The following is a 25,013-nucleotide window of genomic DNA, read 5'->3' on the forward strand; positions in this document are numbered from 1 at the left end:
CATTGCTTGCTGATAGAGCCTTTGACACGGATTGGCTACTGCTAGACTTAGAAGAGCGTGGTAGCAAAGCGGTCATACCCCCTAAAAGCTCTCGTTTAAAGCAACGAGATTTCGATAAAGAAATGTACAAGTGGCGTCACTTAATCGAGAACTTCTTCTGTAAGCTGAAAGATTTCAAGAAAATTGCCATGCGTGCTGAAAAAACGGATGAGTCGTTTGCTGCTAATATCTATTTAGCAGCGACGATTATCCATTTACGGTAATTGTCAACACACCCTAGTCTAAACGTAATAGCTCATTCACAGCAGTTTTTGCACGCGTTTGCGCGTCTACCTTTTTCACGATGATGGCAGCGTACAAGCTGTGTGTGCCGTCTTCTGATGGTAAGCTACCTGGTACGACAACAGAGCCTGCTGGTACACGGCCACGATGGATCTCGCCAGTCTCACGGTCATAGATGCGTGTAGATTGACCAATATAGACACCCATAGAGATGACAGCGCCTTCTTCGACGATCACGCCTTCAACGATTTCAGAGCGCGCACCGATAAAGCAGTTGTCTTCGATGATGGTTGGGTTGGCTTGTAACGGTTCTAATACGCCACCAATACCAACACCGCCTGATAGATGCACGTTTTTGCCGATTTGCGCACATGAGCCAACGGTCGCCCACGTATCAACCATCGCGCCTTGATCGACATACGCACCGATGTTGACATAAGAAGGCATCAATACCGCACCCGCTGCGATATATGAACCTTTGCGAGCAACGGCTGGTGGTACCACACGGACGCCTGCTTCTTTGAACTGTGCTTCGGTCCAATCTGCAAATTTCGTTGGCACTTTGTCATAGAACTGCACATGCTCGCCCGCTGCTTGAACGTAGTTGTCGTTCAAACGGAACGATAGCAGTACTGCTTTTTTGGCCCACTGATTGACGACCCATTCGCCATCTTTCTTTTCGGCAACGCGTAGGCTGCCGTTATCTAACTGCTCGAGTACTTGCTCAATTGCGTCACGCACGTCTTGTGGCATGTTGCTTGGGCTGTATTCGTTGCGGTTTTCAAAAGCTTGTTCGATGGTTTGTTGTAATGACATAAAGATTCCTAAAATAAGTAAAAGGGAGAGGTGACTCGTATTTATAGTGACATAACTTGGGCGGACCCGCTTAAAATACAATACTTGTAAAATATGGACGATTGTACAAGATAACTGGGCCAAAAAACTTGCTTGCCATATTGTCGCTAATTTGACCACTTTTAGCAAACAAGTTCAGTATTTCATTATGGCAGTGCTTGAGGAAAAGCGCTCACAAGACTGCTCAAGATGAATTGTTTATCGTGCTTTAAGCGTCTGGTGCAATGTTTTTTATCCACGCTAAAATGTCTTGATAAACCGTTTGATTGTCTGTTTCGTGTAATACTTCATGGCGCATATTGGAATACAGTTGAATGTCAACATGGTTAAATTTTTGTTTATGTAGGCGTTTGACCACGCGGCGAATACCGCGTCCCATGTTACCAATAGGATCATCTTCACCGCTGATAAATAGCATTGGGAAGTTTTTGGCAATGGTGGTGGCCCAGCCTTTATTTAGTCCAGTATCCATCAAAGTAAATAATGTCATAAAGCCATTATTGGTAAAGTCAAAACCAGTCTTTGGATCAGCTTCATAGGCTTCAATATTTGCAGTATTTTCACTCAACCAAGCAAACTGTGAGGATGCGGTGCGTTCCTTTAGTTGACTGTTCAATACCTTATTCATGGTATTGGCAAGTACTGAGTTCGGCTGTCTAGGTGCTACTTTTGCCAATACTTTATTGATAGGTAGCAAAACTTTGGTCAATGGATTGACGTCTGCTGAGCCCATTAATATTGCGCCTGCAAAATTATGCGCATGATGCTTAAGTACGTTACGCACGATAAACGAGCCCATGGAGTGGCCCATCACAAAATGCGGTACATCGGGGTGACGTGCTTTTAGGCTATCTGCCATGACAATCACATCTTTTAGCAGCGACTGCACGGGATGCTCTTCACCAAAAAACCCTAAATCTGCTTTGGTTTTGATGGTTTGACCATGACCAAGATGATCATAGGTTGCGACAGCGATGCCATTGTCCGCCAAGAACTGTGCAAAATCTGCATAGCGACCACTGTGCTCTGCCATCCCATGCACAATCAATAGCGTCGCGCTGATGGCAATATTTTTGTCACTTGGCTCAAAAAAGTTGTGGTGCAAGTAGTGAGTGTTGTCGGAGGAGAGAATGTTATCATTACTGGTATCGAGAGTGTTACTCATATAAGCTTCCTTGACAGGTTTTAATGGTCTATAGTCAATCCACTATAAAAGCGTTACAGCGTTAACCTTGCTTGAATTATGACAGATACATCTGCACTCGGTTGCCTTGTACCGCTCTTAAATTGGATCAACTATATATTTTTTATGGATCGTTATTTCAAAAATGTCGATCAGTTAGGTGGCGTCGTTATGATTTTATTTTACTAGGCGCTGATTGGTCGACCATTTTACCTTATTTTTTTGTGTCACGTGACAGGGTAATGAAATCTATATTTGCTAGCACCATTTAACGACAAAAATGAATGTGATCAATATTCTCTACGCCATTTTTAAGTGGGATTGGCTATACTAACTACTCCTACCCATTATAAATCTCGTAATTGCTCGATTAGCCAACGGTGAATGCCACTGTCATTGGTACGTGGATGCCAAGCGGCTATTATCTTAAAGGTAGGCGGTAGGGCTTCTACTTTAAGCGCTTTAACTTTACTGTTTGGCAGTAGTCGCGCGGGATAAAAAGCAATCATGTCAGTGGTATGCAAAATATCTGGCACAGCTGAAAAGCTAGGCACTGACATCACAATGTTTCGCTTAAGCCCTTTTTCGGCAAACCACTGATCATGAGAACCGCGCAAGTTGGCACGCGAAGGCGATACCACCAGCTGCGGGTGTGCTGCAATTTGTGCCAGTGTTAACACCTTTGTTGCGAACTCGTTTTTATAACCTGTAATGCATAAATGTTGTTCTTCAAACAAAGTGACATAAGATAAATTATCAGGGATAAACTCTGGAAAGGTAAGCAGTAAATCAAGTTCGCCTGCCGCAATAAGCTGATTGATGTTGTCTGAGGCAAAATCTCGCACTATCAATTTTAAGTTAGGCGCTTCACGGCGCGTTAGATTAAACAACTGCGGTAATAATGCCTGCGTCGCATAATCGGTCGCACTAATCGTAAAAACACCTTTATAGGTTTGCGGCGTAAACACATCCGGCTCCAAGAGCACCTCTAACTGTCTTAATATATCGTTAATAGGTTGCTGCATCGATAGTGCTTTTGGTGTGGGCACCATGCTATTTCCTTGACGAATAAACAGACGATCATCAAATAGATCACGTAGCTTACGCAGCTGCTCACTGATAGCTTGTTGGGTTAAGCCCATTTTGCGTGCAACTTTTGATAGGTTCTTTAGATCAAGCAATGCCTGTAGCACTCTGAGCTGTTTGATATCAAGCCGATTTATACCATTCATCATCTGTACCATTAATAATTGTATCTTCAACAAGAAAACGTTGTTTCTAATTGTACCTCTAAAACTTTATGCTTACTCATATTACTTAAGTGATCAATCAAACCTTAAAACAACGGATAAATTTCAAGTAATAAGCCTATCTGTTTGCTATAAAAGAGAATGTTATGAAACAAACTATTCCTAATACCAGTGCACTGTTTTCGCCTGTAAAACTTGGGCCTTATACGCTTAAAAATCGTATTGTGATGCCACCATTGACGCGCTCTCGTAGCACGCAACCTGGCAATATTCCTAATGATTTAATGGCAAGTTATTATGCCCAGCGTGCTTCTGCAGGCTTTATGGTGACGGAGGGGACACAGATCGAACCTAGAGGCCAAGGTTATGCATGGACGCCAGGTATTCATACGCAAGCACAAATTGAAGGCTGGAAAAAAATCACGCAAGCGGTACATGCCAAGGGCGGTATTATTTTTGCTCAGCTATGGCACGTTGGCCGTGTGTCTCATACTAGCTTACAACCCAACCAAAATCAGCCTGTAGCGCCCTCTGCTATTACTGCTGATAATGTCAAAGTATTCATTGAAACAGGTCCAGGCGAAGGTGCTTTAGCTGATCCAAGTGAGCCGCGGGCACTGAGCACAGAAGAGGTGAGCGAGTTGATAACGATGTACGCTCAAGCCGCTCGCAACGCCTTAGAAGCGGGTTTTGATGGGGTAGAGCTGCACTGTGCCAATGGTTATTTAGTGAACCAGTTTATCTCTGAGCATAGCAATAAACGTGATGACCAGTATGGTGGCTCGCTAGCGAATCGTTTGCGGTTCCTAAAAGAAGTGGTTGCTGCTGTGAGTGATGTGGTCGGTGCTGATCGTTTAGGCGTCCGTTTTGCGCCTTTGTTTGCTAGTACCGGTGAGGATCGTGTGTACTTAGGGCTGGTAGAATCAGATCCTCATCATACTTATATTGAAGCGGTTAAAGTACTTGAGAAAGCGGGCATCGCTTATTTGTCCATTGCAGAAGCTGATTGGGATAATGCACCTGATTTACCAGAGCCCTTTTATCAAGCGGTTAGAGCTGAGTTTTCAGGACGTATTATTTATGCGGGAAAATACACTGTAGAGAAATCGCTCAATATGTTATCTAAAGGTTATGGAGATTTATTTGCTTTTGGTCGTCCTTTTATTGCTAATCCTGATTTACCAGAGCGCATAGCTCATCATTGGCCGCTCAATGAGGTAGATCCAGCCACAATGTATGGTGGCACGGAAATAGGCTATAGCGATTATCCTTATTATCAAAAGTAGCTATTGAAAAAATAAGGCCATTCGTGGCCTTATTTTTTTATAAAGTGAATACTGGATTATGAAAATAATCGAAAATGGCGTAGATAATCTTAGTAGTGTTAAACATTGGCGACAAATTAATGGCAAAAAATAGCGAACGGTTAATCTTTAAGTCCTCACACAAAAAAGATATCGTTCGCTATGCCTCGCACCATGCTCAAAGATGAACACTGGACAAGACTGAAACCTATATTACTAGAACTTAATATCTATGTCATACTTCAAGCGAGGTTAACGCTGTAACGCTTTTATAGTGGATTGACTATATACAGCGTAATGCATGCACATAAACCGTGATAAAGGTTTACAACAGCATCGAAATTTGGTTAAATAAAGTTGAAACTAAGTTTCACATAGCGAAACAATATAAGTTTTGGCTATGATAAAAGATGCAAGTATTTTCTCAAAAAGCCTGAAATATAAGGCATTGAAAGCAAAAGAGAAAACAGTCTTTTGTTTATTTATCACAAAAATTGCTATATTATTACTCAGGTGTAACGGATTAATACCTATATATTAATGCCGTTTATTGTATTAAATCGATTATTTCAAGGATGAACTTAATGCTCACTTCTCTAAAATCTCCCTTACTTTTTTCAGCGATATTAAGCGCCATGCTAGGCTTAACCGCCTGCTCATCGCCAAGCTCAGAAGGCAATGAGACGGCTGCTGCGGATAGTACGTCAGCTGATGCGGCTACCGATACACTCGATACTAAGTTCCTAACCATTGCCACAGGCGGTGCGTCTGGCCCTTATAACATCATCGGCACTGCATTGTCCGAAGTCTATGTAAAAAACTTTGGCGTTAACTCAAAGACACAAACCACGGGCGCATCGGTCGAAAACGTCAATCTATTGACCCAAGGCAAAGTCGATATGGTCTTGGCGCTCAGTGATGTGGTCACGGACGCGGTCGAAGGCAAAAATAACTTCGATAAGCCTATTGACAACATCCAGCAAATTGCCGTTTTGTATCCTAACGTCGTGCAAATCGTGACCACGAAAGACACGGGTATCAAAAATATTGAAGATTTGAGAGGCAAGCGCATCGCAGTTGGTGATCAAGGCTCTGGTACCGAAGTCAATGCGCGAACCCTACTAGAAGGGTTTGGTATCACTTATGATGACATCACTGTCGATTACTTGAGCTTTGCTGAAGCAGCTGATGGTATGAAAGCGGGCAAGATTGAAGCCGCATTCTTTAGTAGTGGTCTGCCAAACTCATCGCTTATGGAGCTAGAGCAAGGCGTGGATTTGCAGTTGGTTACTATTGATCAAGACAAGCTAAAAGAAATCATTGCAACCAAGCCTTATTTCAATACCTTTGAGATTCCTGCTGGTACTTATGGCAATGATGCTGCGATTCCAACTGCCGCAATCATGAATGCGCTATTGGTGAACTCTGATCTGTCTGAATCTGATGGCTACAAATTGACTAAGGCGTTATTTGATAATCTGGACGGTCTAAAAACGGCACACCAAGCGGCCAACGATATCAGTTTAGAAACCGCTCGTGACGGTATGGTTGCCCCAATCCATCCTGGCGCTAAAAAGTACTATGACGAACAAGCCGCCAAATAATTTATTATGGTTATCGACTGGCGCTGCAGGACTTGCCGCGCTGGTTTTTTTGACCCTATGGATAGGTGTCGCGCGTCAGTCTGTGGTCGAAGTGCGTGTTGCGATAGCGGGTAGCGACGACAAGGTATGTTATTTCACTGACCCTGACTTTCAGCTGCGCTGGATACATTCTGTAGAAAAGCAGTGGTGGGAAGAGCAGTACCAACGCATAGAAAAAAGCAGCACAGAAGAGGCTATGCTACTCCTCACCACCACATACTTTGAAGCATTTGGTGCTGGTACGCCTTCGACCGAACCCCTGGCCCCCATACAAAAACTTGGCTATCTGGGTTACCAAATCAATGAAAAACTACCTAGCCTAAATTGGGTAGTCTCTAGACTGACCAAAGGCGAGATCGATTATACTGGTCACCGTTTTTTGATTCATCAGTGGGTGCCGGATTATTCTGAAGTGGTGATCATGCCTAAGACGTATGGTTTAATTGATAGATTTAAAAAGGACTTGTGTCATGAACTCCCAAGTGACGGATCACGGTAGCGTGAATACCACGCCAGATGCCAATGTTGATAAAGATGCTGATGCAGATGCGATCAACAAAGCAGTACTGGAAAAATATGACCGAGAGTCAATCACACGTCATATTACGCAAGGGCCAGTAAAGTATTTCATTGCTGGTATTTGTATACTCTATTCACTTTTTCATCTTTATATTACCTTTAACCCGATGCCTGCATTGCTACAGCGCTCTGTACACGTCGGTGTTGGTTTTGCCTTAATTTTCTTGATTTTTCCCGCCAGTAAAAATAGCAGTCGCAGTCGAGTCGCTTGGTATGACTGGATTTGGTTTTTATTGTCTTTATCTGGTATGAGCTATTTGATCTACGAATATCAAGACATTGTGACCTCACGTGGTGGCATGGCCAATCCGCTTGACGTGATATTTTCGCTGATCACGGTGGTCTGTGTGCTAGAAGGCAGTCGCCGTATCACCGGTTGGATTTTGCCAATATTGGCAGGGATATTTTTGGCCTATCCGTTTGTCAGTCACATGGATTTCATGCCTGATAGATTGCTGACTCGTCCTTATGACATGGGCGATATTTTTGGTCAATTATTCCTAAAAACCGAAGGTCTTTATTCTGTTGCGATTGGCGCGTCAGTGACCTTTATCTTTTTGTTCATTCTCTTTGGTGCATTCTTGGCACGCTCAGGAATGGGACAGCTGTTTAATGATTTGGCATTAGCCATCGCAGGTCACAAAAAAGGAGGACCTGCAAAAGTCGCGGTGATTTCTAGTGGCTTTATGGGCAGTATTAATGGTTCTGCATTATCAAACGTGGTAAGTACGGGTGCCTTTACCATTCCATTGATGAAAAAGGTTGGTTATCATAAAGATTTTGCAGGCGCGGTTGAGGCCAGTGCCTCGGTTGGCGGACAGATTTTGCCACCGATTATGGGAGCCAGTGCGTTCATTATGGCGGAGACCACTGGTCTGCCGTATAGTACGATTGCGCTTGCCGCTTTATTGCCTGCGATATTGTACTACTTAGGGGTCATTGCACAAGTGCACTTTCGCGCTGGACGTCGTGACCTAAAAGGTATCGCCAAAGAGAGCTTACCCGCGGTAAAAGAAGTGTTAAAAGCTCGCGGTCACATGCTATTACCGATTGTCTTTTTGATTTTCTTATTAATCAGAAATGTACCTGTGGGATATGCAGCTGCTTATACGATTGGTTTTACCGTGGTAATCAGTATGCTACGTGCTGAAACACGTATGAGCTTCTCTGATATTTTGGGTGCATTAGAAGACGGTGCGCGCCAGTCGCTCGCGGTTATGGCGGCTTGTGCAGTCGTCGGTATTATCATTGGTGTGGTCAGTCTGACCAGCTTTGGTACGGTAATGACATCTTCTATCGTGACCTTAGGCGCAGGGTCATTGTTCTTTACGCTTATTTTGACGATGTTAGCTTCAATGGTCTTGGGTATGGGGCTACCTTCTATTCCTGCCTATATCATTACCGCGACCATGGCAGCCCCGGCATTGGCAGGGTTTGATATTCCAATCTTGTCAGCGCATATGTTTGTCTTCTACTTTGGTATCTTTGCCAATATTACTCCGCCTGTGTGTCTGGCTGCTTTTGCTGGTGCGGGTATATCCGGTGGCGACCCGATGAAAACAGGGTTCTTGTCGCTCAAACTGGCACTTGCCGGATTTATCGTACCATTTATGTTTATTTATAGTCCGACGATGCTCATGATAGATCCGACGGGGCTGGCTGTCACGGCAAAAGATTTCCCGCTACCGCCTATTTTGGATATTATCACAGTCGTTGTGACCTCAGTGACAGGTGTGATTGCATTAAGCTCAGCGCTTGAGGGGTACTTCAGAGGTGAGATGAATACCATAACCCGTATCATCTTAGCGATTGGTGCCTTGTTATTGATTTATCCTGAGTTGATGACAGGTATCGTAGGCGGTGTGATTGTACTTAGCATTGCGGTATTCAATATAAAGACAAGTGCGGCACCAACGCCGACAGTGAGTGTTTAGTTTTAGCCACTGATATTAGAGTAAGTCATAAAAAAGGGTGAATAACAAAATATGTTATTCACCCTTTTATATTTTTAGCTATTATCTTTAGTACTTTGATATTGGTTTAACAACAATCAAATCAGCAATTAGCAGCCAAGTTTGCCTTCCGCTTCTAATGCTTTTTTGCTGCGGATAGGTGCTGGGCAATCTTCGCCATAGTACTGACGATCAGCAAAGTAGCTTGAGCGTACCATTGGGCCTGCCCAAATGTTAAAGAAGCCAATCTTTTTGCCGTAGTCCATATAGCGTTGGAACTCGTCTGGATGGACATAACGGTCAACAGGGGCATGGTTCTTACTAGGCTGTAGATACTGACCAATCGTGATCATATCGACGTCATGCGCTTTTAGATCATCAAGTAGCGCATAGACCTCTTCTTCGGTCTCGCCGAGGCCAACCATAAAGCCGCATTTGGTCGCGATATCAGGGCGACGTTCTTTATAAATCTTAAGCAAGTCGAGTGAATGCTGATAATCAGAACCTGGACGGAAGGCTTTGTATAGACGTGGCACGGTTTCAATATTGTGGTTAAACACATCTGGCGCAGTCTCTGTCAGTAAGTCCAATGCAATATCCATACGACCACGGAAATCGGGTACAAGGATCTCGATCAAACAATTTGGGCTAAGCGCTCTTGACTCGTTTAGCACTTCTACAAAATGTCCAGCACCGCCATCTTTTAGATCATCACGATCGACAGACGTAATCACGGCGTATTTAAGACCCAAGCCTTGAATGGTTTCAGCAGTGTGGCGCGGCTCATCTTTATCAAGCTCGTTCGGGCGACCATGACCGACATCACAGAACGGACAGCGGCGAGTACAGATATCACCCATAATCATAAAGGTGGCGGTGCCGTCACCAAAGCACTGCGCAAGATTCGGGCAAGCGGCTTCTTCACAAACAGTATAGAGCTTTTGTTCGCGTAGTTTGGCTTTGATACGCGCCACCTCGGCAGGTGAGGACATTTTTACTCGAATCCAATCCGGCTTTTTCTTCGCTTCGACTGTCGGGATTACTTTAATTGGGATGCGCGCGACTTTATCGTAGCCACGTAGTTTTTCGCCTTGAATGGCTTTTTTTGGTTTTACTCTTGGCGCAGGAATATGGGTTTGTACGGCAGTAGTCATAATCAATGATCTCTTAACCCTTTATAGTATAAGGGTTTATGGAATTATCAGCATGCTTTATAGGTGTCTTTATTATAACAGATATTGCGCTCAGGGTTTATTATTCAACCTTTTGTGCTATGGCTTTTTGTTTAAGTTGTCAATATCTATACCCATCTCATTAAACACTTTGATAGCCGCGCGAAACGCTTCTTGCGTGGCAGGTGCGCCGCAGTATGGGAGGCTATGCATCAGCACTTCGCGAATCTCAGCGACGCTAGCGCCATTATTAATAGCGCCTCTGATATGTCCTTTTAACTCATTTGGGCTTTTTTGCGCAATTAAAAAAGCAATGGTAATCAGTGAGCGATATTTGCGTGGTAGTACTGACTCATCTTGCCATGTGCTGCCCCACGCGTGCTCTATAATCCAGTCTTGCAGCGGCTGAGTAAATCCAGTCGCCGTATCAAGCGAGCGTTTGACATGTGCTTCACCCATCACTTCTGTGCGTACCTTGAGGCCATTATCATAGTTGGTGTTGCTATCCATATTGGCTGTCCTTTGATGTCTTATAGAAATTTCTGATAAAAGCGTATAACAGTCATATGGTGTCTGCGCACTCATAAAGCAAGTTTTTATCAATCAGTGCAGGTACGTAAATACGAGCGATCATAAGGTGTGCAATCATATTATTGATGGGACTATTTTTATAATAAATGTTGGATATGGCCTTACTATGAGCCTTTTGAAGGCTCAGCCATTAACATTTAGAGCGTTTTAAGCTATGATTGCACGGATAATTATTTTCTATAGTATATAGACGCAGGCGGTCATGCTGACTACCCACGTAATGTGCTAAATCCCAACTGACGAGGACGACTATTGTGTTAGAAGCTTATCGTAAACATGTCGAAGAACGTGCTGAGCTAGGAACGGTTCCGCTACCATTGAACGAAAAACAAGTAGCAGAGTTGGTTGAATTACTAAAGAACCCGCCAGCGGGCGAAGATGCATTTTTGATGAACTTGCTAGAAAACCGTATCCCTGCTGGTGTAGACCAAGCAGCCTACGTCAAAGCGGCATTTTTGGCAGCTATCTTAAAAGGTGAGACGTCATCACCATTGATCAGCAAGCAAAAAGCGGTTCAAATTTTAGGTACGATGCAAGGTGGTTACAACGTTCAGCCATTGGTTGCAGCGCTAGATGACAGCGAAGTGGCTCAAGATGCTGCTGAAGCATTAAAGAAAACTTTGCTCGTATTTGACGCGTTCAATGACGTGACTGAAAAAGCCGAAGCGGGCAACACCATTGCTAAAGAAGTCGTTCAATCTTGGGCTGACGCAGAATGGTTCTTGAATCGCCCTGAAGTACCAAAGAAAACCACTTACACGACGTTCAAAGTCACTGGCGAGACCAACACGGATGACTTGTCGCCAGCGCAAGACGCATGGAGCCGTCCTGATATCCCACTGCATTCATTAGCCATGCACAAAAACTCTCGTGACGGCATTACTGCTGACGAAGAGGGAGTGCGTGGTCCAATGAAACTTATTGATGAGCTAAAAGAAAAAGGCCACCCACTTGCGTACGTTGGTGACGTTGTCGGTACCGGCTCTAGCCGTAAGTCTGCGACCAACTCAGTGCTATGGCTGATGGGTGAAGACATTCCTAACGTGCCAAACAAACGTGGTGGCGGTCTAGTACTGGGTAACAACATCGCTCCGATTTTCTTCAATACGATGGAAGATTCTGGCGCATTGCCAATCGAAAAAGTAGCTGTCGATAAGCTAAACATGGGCGATGTGTTTGACATCTATCCACATGACGGCAAAATCACCAAGCATGACTCAGACGAGATCATCTCAGAGTTCAAACTAAACTCGCCAACGCTACTTGATGAAGTGCGTGCTGGTGGCCGTATTCCATTGATCGTTGGTCGTGGCCTCACCAACCGTGCGCGTGAATACATGGGTCTTGGTCACTCAGACGTGTTTGCTAAGCCAGAAGAGCCAGCCGATACGGGTAAAGGCTTTACGCTAGCGCAGAAAATGGTTGGTAAAGCGTGTGGCCTAGAAGGCGTACGTCCAGGTATGTACTGTGAGCCTAAGATGACTACGGTCGGCTCTCAGGATACGACTGGCCCAATGACACGTGACGAGCTAAAAGACTTGGCATGTTTGGGTTTCCAAGCGGATCTCGTGATGCAGTCATTCTGTCATACTGCGGCTTATCCAAAACCAGTTGACGTTGAGACTCAGCACACATTACCTGACTTTATCATGAACCGTGGTGGCGTCAGCTTACGTCCAGGTGATGGTATCATTCACTCATGGTTGAACCGTATGCTACTGCCAGATACCGTTGGTACTGGTGGTGACTCACATACTCGTTTCCCAATGGGCATCTCGTTCCCAGCAGGTTCTGGTCTGGTTGCTTTCGCAGCGGCAACTGGTGTGATGCCACTTGATATGCCTGAATCTGTCCGTGTTCGTTTCGTTGGTGAGCGTCAGCCTGGTATCACCTTGCGTGACCTCGTACATGCGATTCCTTATCAAGCGATCAAAGAAGGCTACTTGACGGTTGATAAGAAAGGTAAAATCAACGAGTTCAACGGTCGTATCCTTGAGATCGAAGGTCTAGAAGATTTGACCGCTGAGCAAGCGTTCGAGCTGTCTGATGCGTCTGCGGAGCGTAGTGCGGCTGGCTGTACCATTACCTTGTCTGAAGATTCAGTAACTGAGTACCTAAACTCAAACATCACGCTGCTTAAGTGGATGATTTCAGAAGGCTATGGCGATGCGCGTACCATCAGCCGCCGTATCGAAGCCATGCAAGAGTGGCTTGCGAACCCAAGCCTCATGCGTGCGGATGATGATGCTGAATATGCTATCGACATCACTATCGATATGAGCGAGATCAAAGAGCCTATCCTTTGCTGCCCGAACGATCCAGATGATGCCAAGACCTTGGCAGACGTGGCTGGTGATACCATTGATGAAGTATTCATTGGTTCATGTATGACCAACATCGGTCACTTCCGTGCCGCTGGTAAATTGCTACAAGACGTACCAGCAGGTAGCCTCAAGACTCGTCTATGGATTGCACCGCCTACTAAGATGGATGCACGCCAGTTGATGGAAGAAGGTTATTACAACGTCTACGCACAAGCCGGCGCTCGTACTGAAATGCCAGGTTGTTCACTATGTATGGGTAACCAAGCACGTATCGCACCGAAATCGACTGCGGTATCAACATCAACGCGTAACTTCCCGAACCGTCTGGGTCAAGGCGCGAACGTATACCTAGCATCTGCAGAGCTTGCAGCAGTCGCTGCAGTACTCGGTAAACTGCCAACCAATGATGAATATCAGCAGTACGCTGGCATGCTAAACAGCATGGGTGATGAAGTCTATCAATACATGAACTTCGACCGTATGGAAGACTATACGGAAGAAGCAGACAAAATCAACGTTGCTCAGTTGACCTAATTTTGGTTAAAAATTGAGTTAGCCGTTTTTAAGTAAACAAAACCCCGTATCGTCATGATGCGGGGTTTTTGTTATGAAGGCACCAGCTGATTTTTTATACTATCTTATGTATAATATAAGTGCAGGCGGAAACCGTGGCTCTGCACTCAATTTATCTTTTCTATCTCGGGACGGACCGATACTTTGATACGCACTTCTTTGTTTAAATACAGGTGCTTTGGAGTTTTGGTTGATTACTTTATCCCCACTCAAACGCCGCATTGTCTATGTGGCTGTTTTCGAGATTGTCGCAATCATCTTGTCTACCTTTGTATTAATGAAGCTGAGCAATAGCGATGCGTCAGAATCATTGCCCGTTGCGATGATGGTCTCTCTAGCAGCCGTTATTTGGAACTTTCTATATAATACTGCTTTTGAAGCATGGGAGCGTCGCAGGCATATTGCGTGTCGTACGTTATGGATACGTAGTGCTCATGCGTTTGGTTTTGAAGGTGGGCTGGTGTTGATCTGCTTGCCACTATATATGGTTTGGTATCACGTTGGCTTGCTCCAAGCGTTTATGATGGAAGCTGCCTTGCTAGTGTTTTTCTTAATTTATAATTTCGTATTCACCTTTATTTTTGACAAGATATTTACCTTACCGTATCACTATAAGTCAGTATCTGCTTCTTAACCGCAGACATAAACGAAAAGAGGGCTACCATATTGGCAGCCCTTTTTTTTGATACTATAAATAGCGAGTTATTTGGTTATGAATAAATTTAGCCGTCAAATCAACCCGCTTACTACTCAATCATTTACCTTGATAAACTGGTTTGCGCTTTTCAATAAAGGCGCTGACGCCTTCGATAAAGTCATCGGTTTTTGCCATCATGGTCTGCTGCTCCACTTCCATATCTAATGCCTCGTTCAAACCCATAAACGCGTGCACATTGAACATATGTTTCATAGAGGCTAGGGCTTTACCTGGCAGCTGGCTCAATCTTAGAGCCAATGCTTGAACGGTGGCGTCTAGCTCTTCTGCACTAACCACTTGATTGACGAGATTTAAGCGTGCCATATCTTCTGCTTTTAGCTTATCACCCAGCATCACAAGCTCAGTGGCTTTTGCTGTACCAACCAATTGATTCAATAAATAAATACCGCCTGCATCTGGCACTAAACCAATATTGACAAAGGCTTGGACAAACTTTGCATTATCCGCTGCGATACGAAAATCACAGGTAAGCGCTAAGTTCATGCCAGCCCCTGCTACGGCACCTTCTAATTTGGCAATGATGGGTTTATGGACATTACGTAGCTTTAAGCTGACTTCGCCTGCGCCTTCTACCATGCCCTTTAGTTTGTTTGAAATAATGTCCTTGTCCAATCCTTCAGATAACATCTCTTTGATATCGCCGCCACTTGAAAAATTACCACCAGCGCCTTGCAAGATAATGACTCGTACTTGATCATCAGCCGCTGCTTTATCTAGCGCTATTAACACGTTGTTTTTTAGTGGCGTGCCAAACGCATTTAAGCTTTTTGGATCGTTAAACGTAATGGTGGCAATGTGATTATTCACTTGATAATCAACGATAGACTGTGACATTTGAGATTTCCTTATTTTCAATGACTGTGTTAAGCAGCGATTTTTGGTACCCGTATAAAAGACAGCGGGACAAATTGATGGTAATAAATAACGCAATGCTGATTACTATAGCAGCTTGCGCGCATTATAAAAGCAGGTTTTGTGGGCGCTTAGGACACATCTACATGGCGGTTAGCTCTTTGAGTTGCTCGTATAAACTGCCGCGCCTGTATGAACAAAAAGAGTGTATGAATAAGATACAGATAATACGCATGGTTCATAAAAAGGTGAGTTCCTGACTTATTAATAGATTATGCTACTATGCAGGTAGCGCGCTAGGTCATGCGCAGCCCAACTGATTAATCAAAGTTTTCACCAAACAAGGAAGTGATTATGCCAACAATAAAAGTCAACGATGTCGATATCTATTATGAAGACAGCGCGCCCAATGATACGCAAAAACCCGTTATCGTGTTTGCCCATGGTCTGCTGTGGAGCTCGCAGATGTATGACAAGCAAGTGGCGTATTTTCAAACGGACTATCGCTGCATTGCGTTTGATTTTCGAGGGCAGGGTCAGTCACAGATTACCAAATCTGGCTATGATATGGAGACATTGACCGAAGATACGCTAGGGTTACTTGACGCACTCGCTATTGCTAAATGTCATTTTGTTGGGTTATCCATGGGCGGGTTTGTCGCTCAACGTATTGCGCTTAAGCGACCGGAGTTGCTGTTATCATTAACGCTACTTGAGACGTCAGCCGACCCTGAAGATCCAAAAAATGTCCCGCAGTATCGTAAGTTAGTCAAAGCCATTCGCTGGCTTGGTATGAAGCGCGTGAGCAATAAAGTCATGCCCATTATGTTTGGCAGTACCTTTTTGGCCGATAAGCTGCGCAAATCTGATCGCAAACAGTGGCTCACGATGCTGCAAAGCAATCGTAAGGGTGGTGTCGTCAAGGCGATAATGGGGGTCATCGATCGCACTGGCACTTATGAGCAACTGGGTGATATCACGACACCGACATTGATTGTAGTCGGTGATGAGGATGCAGCGACGCCTTATGAAAAGTCTGAGCGTATGCATTTTGCTATTGCCGGGTCAAAGCTTGCCATTATTAAAGGCGCAGGTCATACCTCAACAGTGGAGGAGCCTGATCAAGTGAACCGAGTGCTCAGTCAGTTTTTGACAAGCTGTGCGTAATGCTAAGCTGCTGAGGCAAATTCGCATAAAGTCAGACTGTTTTGGCAGTAGGTTATAACAATTCATAGAAAAGCCGCTACCAGTCATTGATAGCGGCTTTTTTTATCCTATTATGCTCAATACTGACGATTACATTCGTGAGCTATATTGGTTATGACCATCATCAATGGTGCCAAAAGCTTCTGCACGATTGACAATTTCGGTCGCCCATGCCCGGTGGGTTGCAGGTTCGAGCATGGTATTATTGTACTTAAATACGGCCTTGGCCTCAGAGTGCAGGATTGCCTGTGCTTCATCCAATGTACTGAGTGGCACACAGTAGGCTTGCTGCACCAGTGCAATTTGGCTTGGATGAATGACCGTTTTACCGACCAGTCCCAAACTGACATCATGATTTAGCTCCTGCATAAAAAGGGTTGGCTGATCTAAATACTCAAATACAGGTGCGGTGAGATAAAAACCATGCGGTACAAAGCAGCCAAGCAGCTGATAGGCAAGGGTGCCGATAGGCGTGTCATAGACAATGCTATTCTTTGGACGACGCAGGCGCAATGCGGCAAATAAGTCATTACCCCCGATACGTAGCGCAAACACTGGCTGACTAAACGCTTCTTTAAAGGCAATCGCCAGCTCTTGATTGTGACGCGGATTGAATAATGCAGCGGTTTCAAGTGTCGGCATCAGCAGATGGTCAGCATTGAGGTTCTGACAGGCCATGCGCCAATTGGATAAGCTATACATATCGACCTTTGGCATGACAAAACCATCGATAAGATCAATATGAGCATAGTCAGCTAATTGCTGTAGCATCATCGGACTACGCGGACGTATAAAAACCAGTGGACGTGTTGGATGCTGAGTATGAATAGCAGCAGCTCGCGATGGATCATTGATGCTATTGACATGCTCAGCCCACGTACCCAGTAGCGTGCGCAAACGCTCAAGTGCCAACTCCACATCTTCATTACTAACGGCATCTTCTAAACAGATAATAATACTATTGATCGTTGGTAGCTTGTCGCGCTTGATGACTTGCCAGATATCTTGGCGAGTGGCAGGCATATATAGGCTAGCACCCAGCTGGTAGGGGTGGTGCGTGTGCGGTCTGACCATCGCATGACGCTCAGTAATCAGATGCACATAAGACTGGGTATCATAGGACTGAGTGTCAAGGTAAGTCGCTGACTCGTTGTTTGTTATATCTGACATAGTTGGCATCATAAATAGAGGGATAAAGGGCAAGCGTTCAATCGCGCTAGTGGTGCTCAAGCCAAAAGCATTAACTGTCTTTGGAGCGTTGCTTGATAAGGGTGATGGCTTGATAAGGGTATATTTTATCACCTAATACCTCAATAGTGATGCCTCGCTGCGCACATAAATGACGCAGTAGTATGGTATCGGGATGCGCCGCGGTCGCGAGCAATATACGCTCGGGATCGCGGCGCAAGATAGCGCGTGTTGCCTCGGCGATAGTCGGCTTAATACGGTTATGATTGGTAATGTCATAGTCCGTGGCGAGCGCATCTATTAACGCTGCCGTCTGGTAGCGCGGCTGCTGATAGGTTGACAAACGCTTTGGAAGTGTGCTCAGTGAGCGTCTGGCTGCATCAACATGATCAATAAATGCCACGCTATGGTCTACCTCTATTAAATCCTCATAAAAGACACTGCGGTGTAGCCCAGATGACGGCTCGGTATATAAGCTGCGTGAAATCAGTCCTGATACGGTACTATTTAACAAACCCGATGGAATTAACCAATCTTCCGCGCTCGCGGCGAGCCAAGCAACGCCCGCTGGATCGGCAAGAGTCAGTAGCGGAATGACATCAGCACCTTGATGAAAAATATTGGCAAAGCTGGTGTGAATGGGATCGCTAAATGTATCTAAGCTACGAGCCAGCTCTTTATAAATCGCGCCTTTACCTGTCCAGCCATCGACAAATACAATCGGACTGTTTGGGTAAGCGTCAAGCAGCATTTGTAGCGCCACAGTATCTAGCCCGCGATCACGAATGATACTGATGCCATAATGTATACTTGGCAAATGATAGCTGCTATCTGTGTCAGATAACGCACGCTGCAATAGCACACCAATCGGTAGACCTGCCCGTACCAAACTGACCAAGACTAGCGGATGCTCGTCACTGACATCATGACAAAAGACATGATGTAGGGTATGCGCTAAGCGTGCGATATCAGTTGCGGCTCTCTTGCCACCTTGCGCTAGTGCCTGTTGGTATAGCTCTTCATGCATCGCGGTAGGCGCTTGCTCCAAGGTCAACATATCAGAGTAGTGACGTTGCCCACTTTGAATGAGTGCCTCTTTTTGACTGACGGGCACATCAGCAACAGCGTCTTTATCGACGATATCGAGCAGGACGGTCACATCGCTGGCAAGGTAGCTACCTGAGCCGTAATTGTTTAGATTGGCTCTGTTGGTCTGTATGTTAGGTAAAGTCATAGTATGAATAATAGCACTCGTGATGATAAAAGAGAGGTTCTGTGTCTGTTTTTTGGCTAATTTTCTGGGCCGATGTTCTAGCCCAAATAATTAGACAGATGGCTAAGACGGATACTGCTCATGCATCTGACCGCGGCTTGGCATACCGTACCAGTCAAGCAGCTGCAAAAAAGGCAAATCTGCCAAGCTATCACCAAAACCAAAACTGGGACGCTGATGGTCTAAATGATTGTCTAATAAAAACTGTACAGCATGGCGCTTGTGTACCGCGTGCGGTAATATCGCTAGATTATTGGCATTCACATGCACATAAAAATCTTGCTCAAAATCGCGTATTAACGTGGGCAGTTTTTTGGCCAGTTCAACTAATGCTTGATGGTCTTTTTGCGCGTGTTTGATCGCTAGATAAATCGTTAATTCTTCATTTACAGACCCATTATTAAAGCTATCGACATGCGGCGTAAATACCAAATGACTCTGCTCACTTTTGCTATGACTAGCAAACAGCTCGCTTAGTTGGTTTAACTTATCTTGCAACGGTGCAAGCTTGCTATGCATATGTTGCTGCCACGCGCTTAGTAACTGCCCATCAGCCGTTAAAATAATGGCACCATGGGTCAATACTTGCCAACTGTCGAATGGTAGTTTCACGCGTTTGATCTCACTGCGGTCACGTGCTGTTACTACGATCAGTTCAGTACTATTAAGTAACCAGTTAAAAAAAGTCGCTTGGCGCTGACTCATAAAGCTTAGTGGCTCGTTTTGCTTGTTGACCGTTGCACAAACCAAGTGTTCTGGCTCTGCCGTCGGCACTTGCCAAGCATCAATCTTGCGCTGGGTCTGAAAAAGTGTATCGTCCAAATCCATTAAGGCATAGGGTTTGATAATATCGGCGCTGGGCTTAAAAAATGGGATAGTCATGACATCGTCCATAAACAGTAAGTATGAAAGTTAAAGAATGGCTTAAGTCGTCGGACTTACCACCAAAACATTATTCAAACCGCGCCACACCGCATCGACGCTATCAGCTGCTGTCTCCACACACAACACAATCAAGTCCCACTCGTCAGGGTCAACATTATAAGCAAAGTTGGTCATGCCCAGCCCATAATTATCATGAAAGCTCAGCATGGTAGTAATGGCCCCGCCAAGCGCAATCGGTGAGCGAGTTAATGCACTAAATTTCACGATAGCCTTTGTGTCAGCTTTGAGGTTTTGAGATGTTGTCTCAAGCCATTCCGCCAACAAAAACGGCAACCAAACAAACTCATTGCTACCCAACACCAATATTTTTTTGGGCAATTGAGTGACATCAAAGCTGTCTTGATTATGGAAGCTTGCAAATGCAGCCTGAAAGCTCGAAAGATAGTTGTCAAACCCATCTGTGCTATTTAATGTGGGAAAACGTCCCCAGCTACCTGTAAATCCAAGCGCTTGACTACCAGCGGCAGTGGTATCAACCGATGGCATGGTGATAGGCTCTGGGTTGGGCGCGTCTGTCCATTGCCATGCGCCTGACAGTAAGTGATGGCGATGAAACTCAATACCAGTTAAGCGATCTGCCATACGCGCAGGCTTAAGATCATCTGTCTGCTGGTTTGTATTTTCTTGATCCAATGACCAATCAACCAAAGTCGTTAGATGTACTTGCTCTAGCTGAGTGAGCCCTGCATCACGTAAGGCCGTGACGACATTGACACAAGTATTGCCTGTTGAGGCTTCATCATCGACCATAATCAGCGTTTTGCTGGTAAGCAGCTGCTCTTGCGTGGCAATGTCTGTGCTTTGATAAATCAAATGCTGGCTGGCATGACTATGATCTTCATTAAACGTTGTTAGTAACGCTTCGGAGTTATTGTCACTATGCTGCGTGTGACGCGTAGAGTTTAGCAATAACGCATTTGGATAACGTGTTTGTAGTGCTTGATGCACGCCAGCGGATAGACCCACTGCTGTCTCTGCCATACCAATAACTAAAATTGGCTTGGGTAAATCGCTAGGAACTAAATTGGCCAAGTCAGTAAACGCATCTCGCATCGTGCTGGGTGCCACGGGGATATGACGGCCCAATACTTTGGAGACAAACAAAAACGCCCGTTTTGGATTAATACGCTGAGCAAAACCAAGCAGATCTTCTAATTGATAACTGTCGTTTTGTTTCAAGCTATTTTTGTTAGCCCTTGAGTTGGTCTGATAGGTCAGATCAAGGGTGCCGCGAGGTAGGGTGATGCTGCGTTTATAGGTTTTGTTAGAAGTTATATCTTGATTTGTATCATTCATTATTTCTTGTTGTCCTATGTATTATCAGATTTTGTTTGTTGCTAGTGTTTACTTAGCTTTATGACGTACATAGAGCGTAGAGTTTACCGTTTTGGTTTCAAATATTCCGATATTTCTAATCATGCTAGAGAGTCTGGCATAACCGTAATTTTTAGGATCGAAATTTGGGTAGTGTGTTTTTATGGCGTTGCCAATCAAACCCAAATTCACCCAGCGCTCGTGGTCGGCTTTCGGGTGATCGATAATGGAAGCACGCAGACTATTTAATAATTTTGTATCACATTTTAGGCGACTCTCATTCCAGGTTGACGTGACATTGCCGTTTGGTGCTACACTGGACATTGGCAATGTACCATTTTTTAGTTTAATAGAAATGACTTTGTTCACAGTACGGATGTCATATAACGCCATTGCTATAATTAATTCTGAAAACTTTGCATAGCCATATCTATCTAACTTGATATTTGTATGGTGTTGTTTAATCTGGCTGGCAAGATAAGATAAATTTGACCAGCCTTTGGCAGAATTTGGGTCTTCTTTTATCAGCTTGTTTAATATGCTAATAAGATGTGTCTGCTTTTGAAGTGCTTTGGTTGTCCATTTTTCGGGTGATGTTTTGGATTCGGCGACAGGCAGCAATGGTTTTGTCTTAGTATCAAAGCTAGGCGTGTCTTTGTGCTCGCTAATGGGTAGTGCTTTTGGTAAAGGTACTAGATCCTCCACGTAGTAAAAACTGTCACAGGCTTGTGTGAATGCTTTAACGGTCTGCTTTTTACCGAAACCAAAGACTTTGATACCATTTTTTCGTATGCGTAACGCCAAAGCAGTGAAGTCACTGTCACTAGATACTAAGCAAAAGCCGTCATAATGACCACTATGTAATAAGTCCATAGCTTCAATAACTAGACCAATATCAGTCGTATTTTTACCTTTAGCATAGGCGAAATGTTGTATTGGGTCGATAGCATGTTTTAAGAGTGCTTCTTGCCAACCTTGAATATGTACATTGCCCCAGTCACCATAGACTTTTTTGCAAGTAACATTACCGATACTCTCTATCTTACGTAAAATATAATTAATGTTATTAGCTGAAGCATTATCGGCATCGATAAGAACGGCTATGTTGTTGAGTTTCATTGATATAACAGTCCTTGATTAATACCGTTTTTCTTTTGATCTTATCATTGTAGTATGTCGTTAACCCTGACAGCCTACCAGCCATAATGCACCGCGACTTTGCTTGCTGAGTTGCGGTGTGGTCAGAGGCGTGGCACTTGTCAAATCAGACGTATTCTCCAAACTGATACCAGCGCTCGCAAGCAACGCAGATAATAACTGAAATTTCACCGCGTAGTTCATGTTTTGTGCGTGTTCATGAACGAGACTGGCAGTCACCATGCCGACGACCTCACCAGTTGGTAGTAGTAAAGGACTACCACTAGAGCCAGGTTGAATGGGCGCGGTAAACTGAAGGTAACGAATATCATCTTTTAAGCCCGTTAGCCCTGAGATACAGCCTTGTGTGACTTGTAGTTGACTGCTTAGCCCTGATAATGGAAATCCTAATGTAGTAATGGTCTCACCCAATATGTCACTGCATTGCTGTGCCAATGGTATATGGCTGGGCAGGGGGTCACTGACTCTGATAATAGCGGAGTCGCTACCGATATCACTGAGCACGACTTGTGCCTCGCGATCAGGCTGACCTTGCTGGCGTATGCCAATCATTTGAGCTGACTCAATCACATGATAGCAGGTGAGCAAGTGGTGCGGATCAATGGCAAACGCCGTCCCTGTCCATGTCTCACCTGCCTGCACGTAACGAGGCGGACGCATTTCATTGTGAGGGCAGGCTTGCTGTTGCTGTGCTGCTTGGATACGTGCATGTGTGTTGGGTGGACGAACATCAAGACTGACTTGTACTCGCTTTTCAAGACTCGTCAAACCTTGGGTCGAAGCTTCGCCAAGCGCTCGGCATTTAAATTGTCCGTTACGCTGATATATCTCTAGTATAATAGCCGCTTTCACATGGCGTTCGCGCGCTGTAAAGTCATAGCCGATTGCGCCATCATTGAGCAGTAAGCAAACATTGCTTAGCTCAACTGCAGGCAAGTTCAGGCTAGGCTCATCGTAAGCATAAGCAATCAGCTGTAAAAAATGCACACCTTGTTGCTCAAACAATTTGAGTAGATTAAGCTGCCATTTGCTTGGGTTATTGGTATCATCTATCGTTGCCCAGTCCTTGGGTTCATGTAAATAAGCAGGACTACAAACAGCTTTGCGGTTTGCATCTAATGGCAACCACAGCAGTCCAAGATCCTGTCCAAACTTAAGCGGAGAAGTGCTAGAAAATGCGACCGAGCAGCACACGTCTGCGATAACAGCATTGGCGCCTAACACGAGTGTGGTCTGTGCTGTCATCGTCTACCTCTTATTGGATATATACTCGGTTGTCAGTCGTTCTTTATGTTGCCTGCTTATTTTTACTTATTCAGCAGTATCTTCAATTTTTACGCCTACCATAATGGAGCGTACTTGACAGGGTGTTATTTGTTGCATGAAATCAGCCAGTGTTGGTTTATCAGTTAGACCAAGCCAATAGCCAAAGCCGACCTGTGTCAAATCCACACCGCTATGCGTCGTGTAACCAATACCACCAGACGGGCGGCTATTGATCTCAAGCACACGGTGCTGACCCTCATCATCGGCTTTGGTCTGCACACTGACGATACCGTCACAGCCAAAGGCTTTAATCAATGGAATCACGACATCCATGACAGATTGCTCATAGCCAATATGCTGGATTTTGCCGGTTTTATAGCGCGTGACGGCTGCCAAGACCTCACCATATTCACAAACCACATCAATAGAGTACTCTTGCCCTGACAAATACGGCATAAGCAGCATAGGAATAGGGCGCTCACGTACCATTAGACTGTTGGTATAGGCATTGATAAACTGCGCGGTATTGATTTTTTTCTCTTCGGTAAAGTACAAATGCTCAAAACTATCGTAGTGCTCATCAGGTTCTTTACCTGAGTCCAAGCGCCAAAATCCTTGAGCAAAAATACCAACAACTGGTTTGACACATAGGGGCTGATGACCGTGTTCGGCAAGTAATGCTTCCAGCTCTGTCACATTATCAAAGCGCCAAGCATCAGCGACGGGGATATTGTGCTGGTGACACTGTTGCATAAAGGAAAATTTATCTTCGATCGACTCTAGCGCGGCTACGCTGGTTGCCCCTGTAAGCAAACGAATACCAGCGGCATCAAACGCCTCACGATGCGCTTCATAATCGACCCCATTGCGCCCCGTTAATAATACTTTAACGTTATTTTCTTTGGCGTGTTCCAAGACGAATTGCCAGCGAGGTATAACAGGCTCAGTTGTCTCTTGTGCCTCATCGTCTACGGTCGCGACAGATGGCTCACGATACACGCTATCCGCAAATTCAAAAATTTCAGGTCGGTTATGACGGTGTGAGGCAATAATATTAAAAGGGGTGCTAGATTTGCTTTTTAAGTTCTGTAAGCTCTCTAACATATCACGCTGGCTGGATTGACCCTCAGCTAACCAAGCAGCTATTGATGTGGAGTGGACGCTATCGTTAGCAAGGTTAGTCATAATTCTCTCAGCGTTATTATCATATGTAGGGAGTTGGATGAGTGGATACGGTTATTGAAAACTGGCGGCAGTATAGTCAAAATTTGATCATTCAGCAGCATATATTATATACAAATGGCACAGGTTATAAATGCCCCTGATGAAATAGGCAAAAGGATTTGTAAGAGTGATCTTGTAGCTAGTAGCGCGGTTGGCCGGTT

At 44.7% G+C, this 25,013-nt stretch carries 21 protein-coding genes; 8 read left to right on the top strand and 13 right to left on the bottom strand.

Annotated elements, in window-relative coordinates:
- A partial coding sequence (locus tag BLR43_RS01440; protein WP_167669369.1) for a transposase occupies window positions 1–263 on the top strand: 263 nt, incomplete at its 5' end.
- Window positions 264–276: 13 nt separating this feature from the next.
- On the opposite strand, the gene dapD is transcribed toward BLR43_RS01440, so the two are convergent.
- The 3 genes from dapD to BLR43_RS01455 form a co-directional block, all read right to left on the bottom strand.
- A complete protein-coding gene (gene dapD / locus BLR43_RS01445) occupies window positions 277–1,098 on the bottom strand; it encodes a 2,3,4,5-tetrahydropyridine-2,6-dicarboxylate N-succinyltransferase (RefSeq protein WP_058025115.1) in 822 nt (273 codons plus the stop codon).
- Window positions 1,099–1,345: 247 nt separating this feature from the next.
- A complete protein-coding gene (locus BLR43_RS01450) occupies window positions 1,346–2,302 on the bottom strand; it encodes an alpha/beta fold hydrolase (RefSeq protein ID WP_093068004.1) in 957 nt (318 codons plus the stop codon).
- Window positions 2,303–2,667: 365 nt separating this feature from the next.
- The gene (locus BLR43_RS01455; protein WP_075106643.1) at window positions 2,668–3,552 is read right to left on the bottom strand and encodes a LysR family transcriptional regulator; all 885 of its coding nucleotides are present in this window, start codon (window positions 3,550–3,552) and stop codon (window positions 2,668–2,670) included.
- A 164-nt stretch (window positions 3,553–3,716) separates the two neighbouring features.
- On the opposite strand from BLR43_RS01455, the gene BLR43_RS01460 reads away from it, so the two are divergent.
- The 4 genes from BLR43_RS01460 to BLR43_RS01475 all read left to right on the top strand — a co-directional run bounded on the left by BLR43_RS01460 (window position 3,717) and on the right by BLR43_RS01475 (window position 9,030).
- A complete protein-coding gene (locus BLR43_RS01460) occupies window positions 3,717–4,856 on the top strand; it encodes an alkene reductase (RefSeq protein ID WP_093068008.1) in 1,140 nt (379 codons plus the stop codon).
- Window positions 4,857–5,458: 602 nt separating this feature from the next.
- The gene (locus BLR43_RS01465; protein ID WP_093068013.1) at window positions 5,459–6,478 is read left to right on the top strand and encodes a TAXI family TRAP transporter solute-binding subunit; all 1,020 of its coding nucleotides are present in this window, start codon (window positions 5,459–5,461) and stop codon (window positions 6,476–6,478) included.
- Window positions 6,456–7,016 (top strand): DUF1850 domain-containing protein, encoded by a 561-nt coding sequence (locus tag BLR43_RS01470; RefSeq protein ID WP_093068016.1) that lies wholly within the window; start codon window positions 6,456–6,458, stop codon window positions 7,014–7,016. Before BLR43_RS01465 ends, BLR43_RS01470 begins: the two co-directional genes overlap by 23 nt.
- Window positions 6,988–9,030 carry a TRAP transporter permease gene (locus tag BLR43_RS01475; protein ID WP_201587703.1) on the top strand — a complete coding sequence of 681 codons (2,043 nt, stop codon included), beginning with the start codon at window positions 6,988–6,990 and terminating at the stop codon, window positions 9,028–9,030. Before BLR43_RS01470 ends, BLR43_RS01475 begins: the two co-directional genes overlap by 29 nt.
- Window positions 9,031–9,158: 128 nt before the next feature.
- Here BLR43_RS01475 and lipA read toward each other — a convergent pair whose 3' ends face one another.
- Together lipA and BLR43_RS01485 are read right to left on the bottom strand one after the other, a co-directional pair.
- Window positions 9,159–10,202: a lipoyl synthase gene (lipA, locus tag BLR43_RS01480; protein ID WP_093068020.1), complete on the bottom strand. Its 1,044-nt coding sequence runs from the start codon at window positions 10,200–10,202 to the stop codon at window positions 9,159–9,161.
- A 117-nt stretch (window positions 10,203–10,319) separates the two neighbouring features.
- The gene (locus tag BLR43_RS01485) at window positions 10,320–10,730 is read right to left on the bottom strand and encodes a carboxymuconolactone decarboxylase family protein (RefSeq protein ID WP_093068025.1); all 411 of its coding nucleotides are present in this window, start codon (window positions 10,728–10,730) and stop codon (window positions 10,320–10,322) included.
- Between the two features lie 335 nt (window positions 10,731–11,065).
- Between BLR43_RS01485 and acnB the strand changes: the two genes are divergently transcribed.
- Together acnB and BLR43_RS01495 are read left to right on the top strand one after the other, a co-directional pair.
- On the top strand, window positions 11,066–13,669 hold the full coding sequence (gene acnB, locus BLR43_RS01490) for a bifunctional aconitate hydratase 2/2-methylisocitrate dehydratase (protein ID WP_093068028.1): 2,604 nt from the start codon (window positions 11,066–11,068) through the stop codon (window positions 13,667–13,669).
- 229 nt (window positions 13,670–13,898) lie between these two features.
- Complete coding sequence (locus BLR43_RS01495) at window positions 13,899–14,342, top strand: PACE efflux transporter (protein ID WP_201587712.1); 444 nt, start codon at window positions 13,899–13,901, stop codon at window positions 14,340–14,342.
- 120 nt (window positions 14,343–14,462) lie between these two features.
- Here the strand turns inward: BLR43_RS01495 and BLR43_RS01500 are convergent, their stop codons facing one another.
- Window positions 14,463–15,260, bottom strand: a complete 798-nt coding sequence (locus tag BLR43_RS01500) for an enoyl-CoA hydratase/isomerase family protein (RefSeq protein WP_093068033.1) — start codon at window positions 15,258–15,260, stop codon at window positions 14,463–14,465.
- 372 nt (window positions 15,261–15,632) lie between these two features.
- Between BLR43_RS01500 and BLR43_RS01505 the strand changes: the two genes are divergently transcribed.
- The gene (locus BLR43_RS01505) at window positions 15,633–16,445 is read left to right on the top strand and encodes an alpha/beta fold hydrolase (protein WP_093068037.1); all 813 of its coding nucleotides are present in this window, start codon (window positions 15,633–15,635) and stop codon (window positions 16,443–16,445) included.
- A 129-nt stretch (window positions 16,446–16,574) separates the two neighbouring features.
- On the opposite strand, the gene BLR43_RS01510 is transcribed toward BLR43_RS01505, so the two are convergent.
- The 7 genes from BLR43_RS01510 to BLR43_RS01540 all read right to left on the bottom strand — a co-directional run bounded on the left by BLR43_RS01510 (window position 16,575) and on the right by BLR43_RS01540 (window position 24,813).
- Window positions 16,575–17,654 (bottom strand): HpcH/HpaI aldolase/citrate lyase family protein, encoded by a 1,080-nt coding sequence (locus BLR43_RS01510; protein WP_093068042.1) that lies wholly within the window; start codon window positions 17,652–17,654, stop codon window positions 16,575–16,577.
- A 70-nt stretch (window positions 17,655–17,724) separates the two neighbouring features.
- Window positions 17,725–18,906 carry a cysteine protease StiP domain-containing protein gene (locus tag BLR43_RS01515; protein WP_093068045.1) on the bottom strand — a complete coding sequence of 394 codons (1,182 nt, stop codon included), beginning with the start codon at window positions 18,904–18,906 and terminating at the stop codon, window positions 17,725–17,727.
- A gap of 102 nt (window positions 18,907–19,008) precedes the next feature.
- Window positions 19,009–19,827, bottom strand: a complete 819-nt coding sequence (locus BLR43_RS01520; RefSeq protein ID WP_093068049.1) for an HAD hydrolase family protein — start codon at window positions 19,825–19,827, stop codon at window positions 19,009–19,011.
- Between the two features lie 42 nt (window positions 19,828–19,869).
- The gene (locus tag BLR43_RS01525) at window positions 19,870–21,186 is read right to left on the bottom strand and encodes a phosphoribosyltransferase domain-containing protein (protein WP_093068053.1); all 1,317 of its coding nucleotides are present in this window, start codon (window positions 21,184–21,186) and stop codon (window positions 19,870–19,872) included.
- A 48-nt stretch (window positions 21,187–21,234) separates the two neighbouring features.
- Complete coding sequence (locus BLR43_RS01530; RefSeq protein ID WP_093068056.1) at window positions 21,235–22,323, bottom strand: NYN domain-containing protein; 1,089 nt, start codon at window positions 22,321–22,323, stop codon at window positions 21,235–21,237.
- Between the two features lie 60 nt (window positions 22,324–22,383).
- Entirely contained in the window at window positions 22,384–23,607 is a 1,224-nt protein-coding gene (locus BLR43_RS01535) for a S1 family peptidase (RefSeq protein WP_093068060.1), read from the bottom strand.
- Window positions 23,608–23,673: 66 nt separating this feature from the next.
- The gene (locus tag BLR43_RS01540) at window positions 23,674–24,813 is read right to left on the bottom strand and encodes an ATP-grasp domain-containing protein (protein WP_093068064.1); all 1,140 of its coding nucleotides are present in this window, start codon (window positions 24,811–24,813) and stop codon (window positions 23,674–23,676) included.
- Window positions 24,814–25,013 lie beyond the last annotated feature (200 nt).

This window comes from Psychrobacter pacificensis (assembly GCF_900101915.1).
GTDB classification, from domain to species: domain Bacteria; phylum Pseudomonadota; class Gammaproteobacteria; order Pseudomonadales; family Moraxellaceae; genus Psychrobacter; species Psychrobacter pacificensis.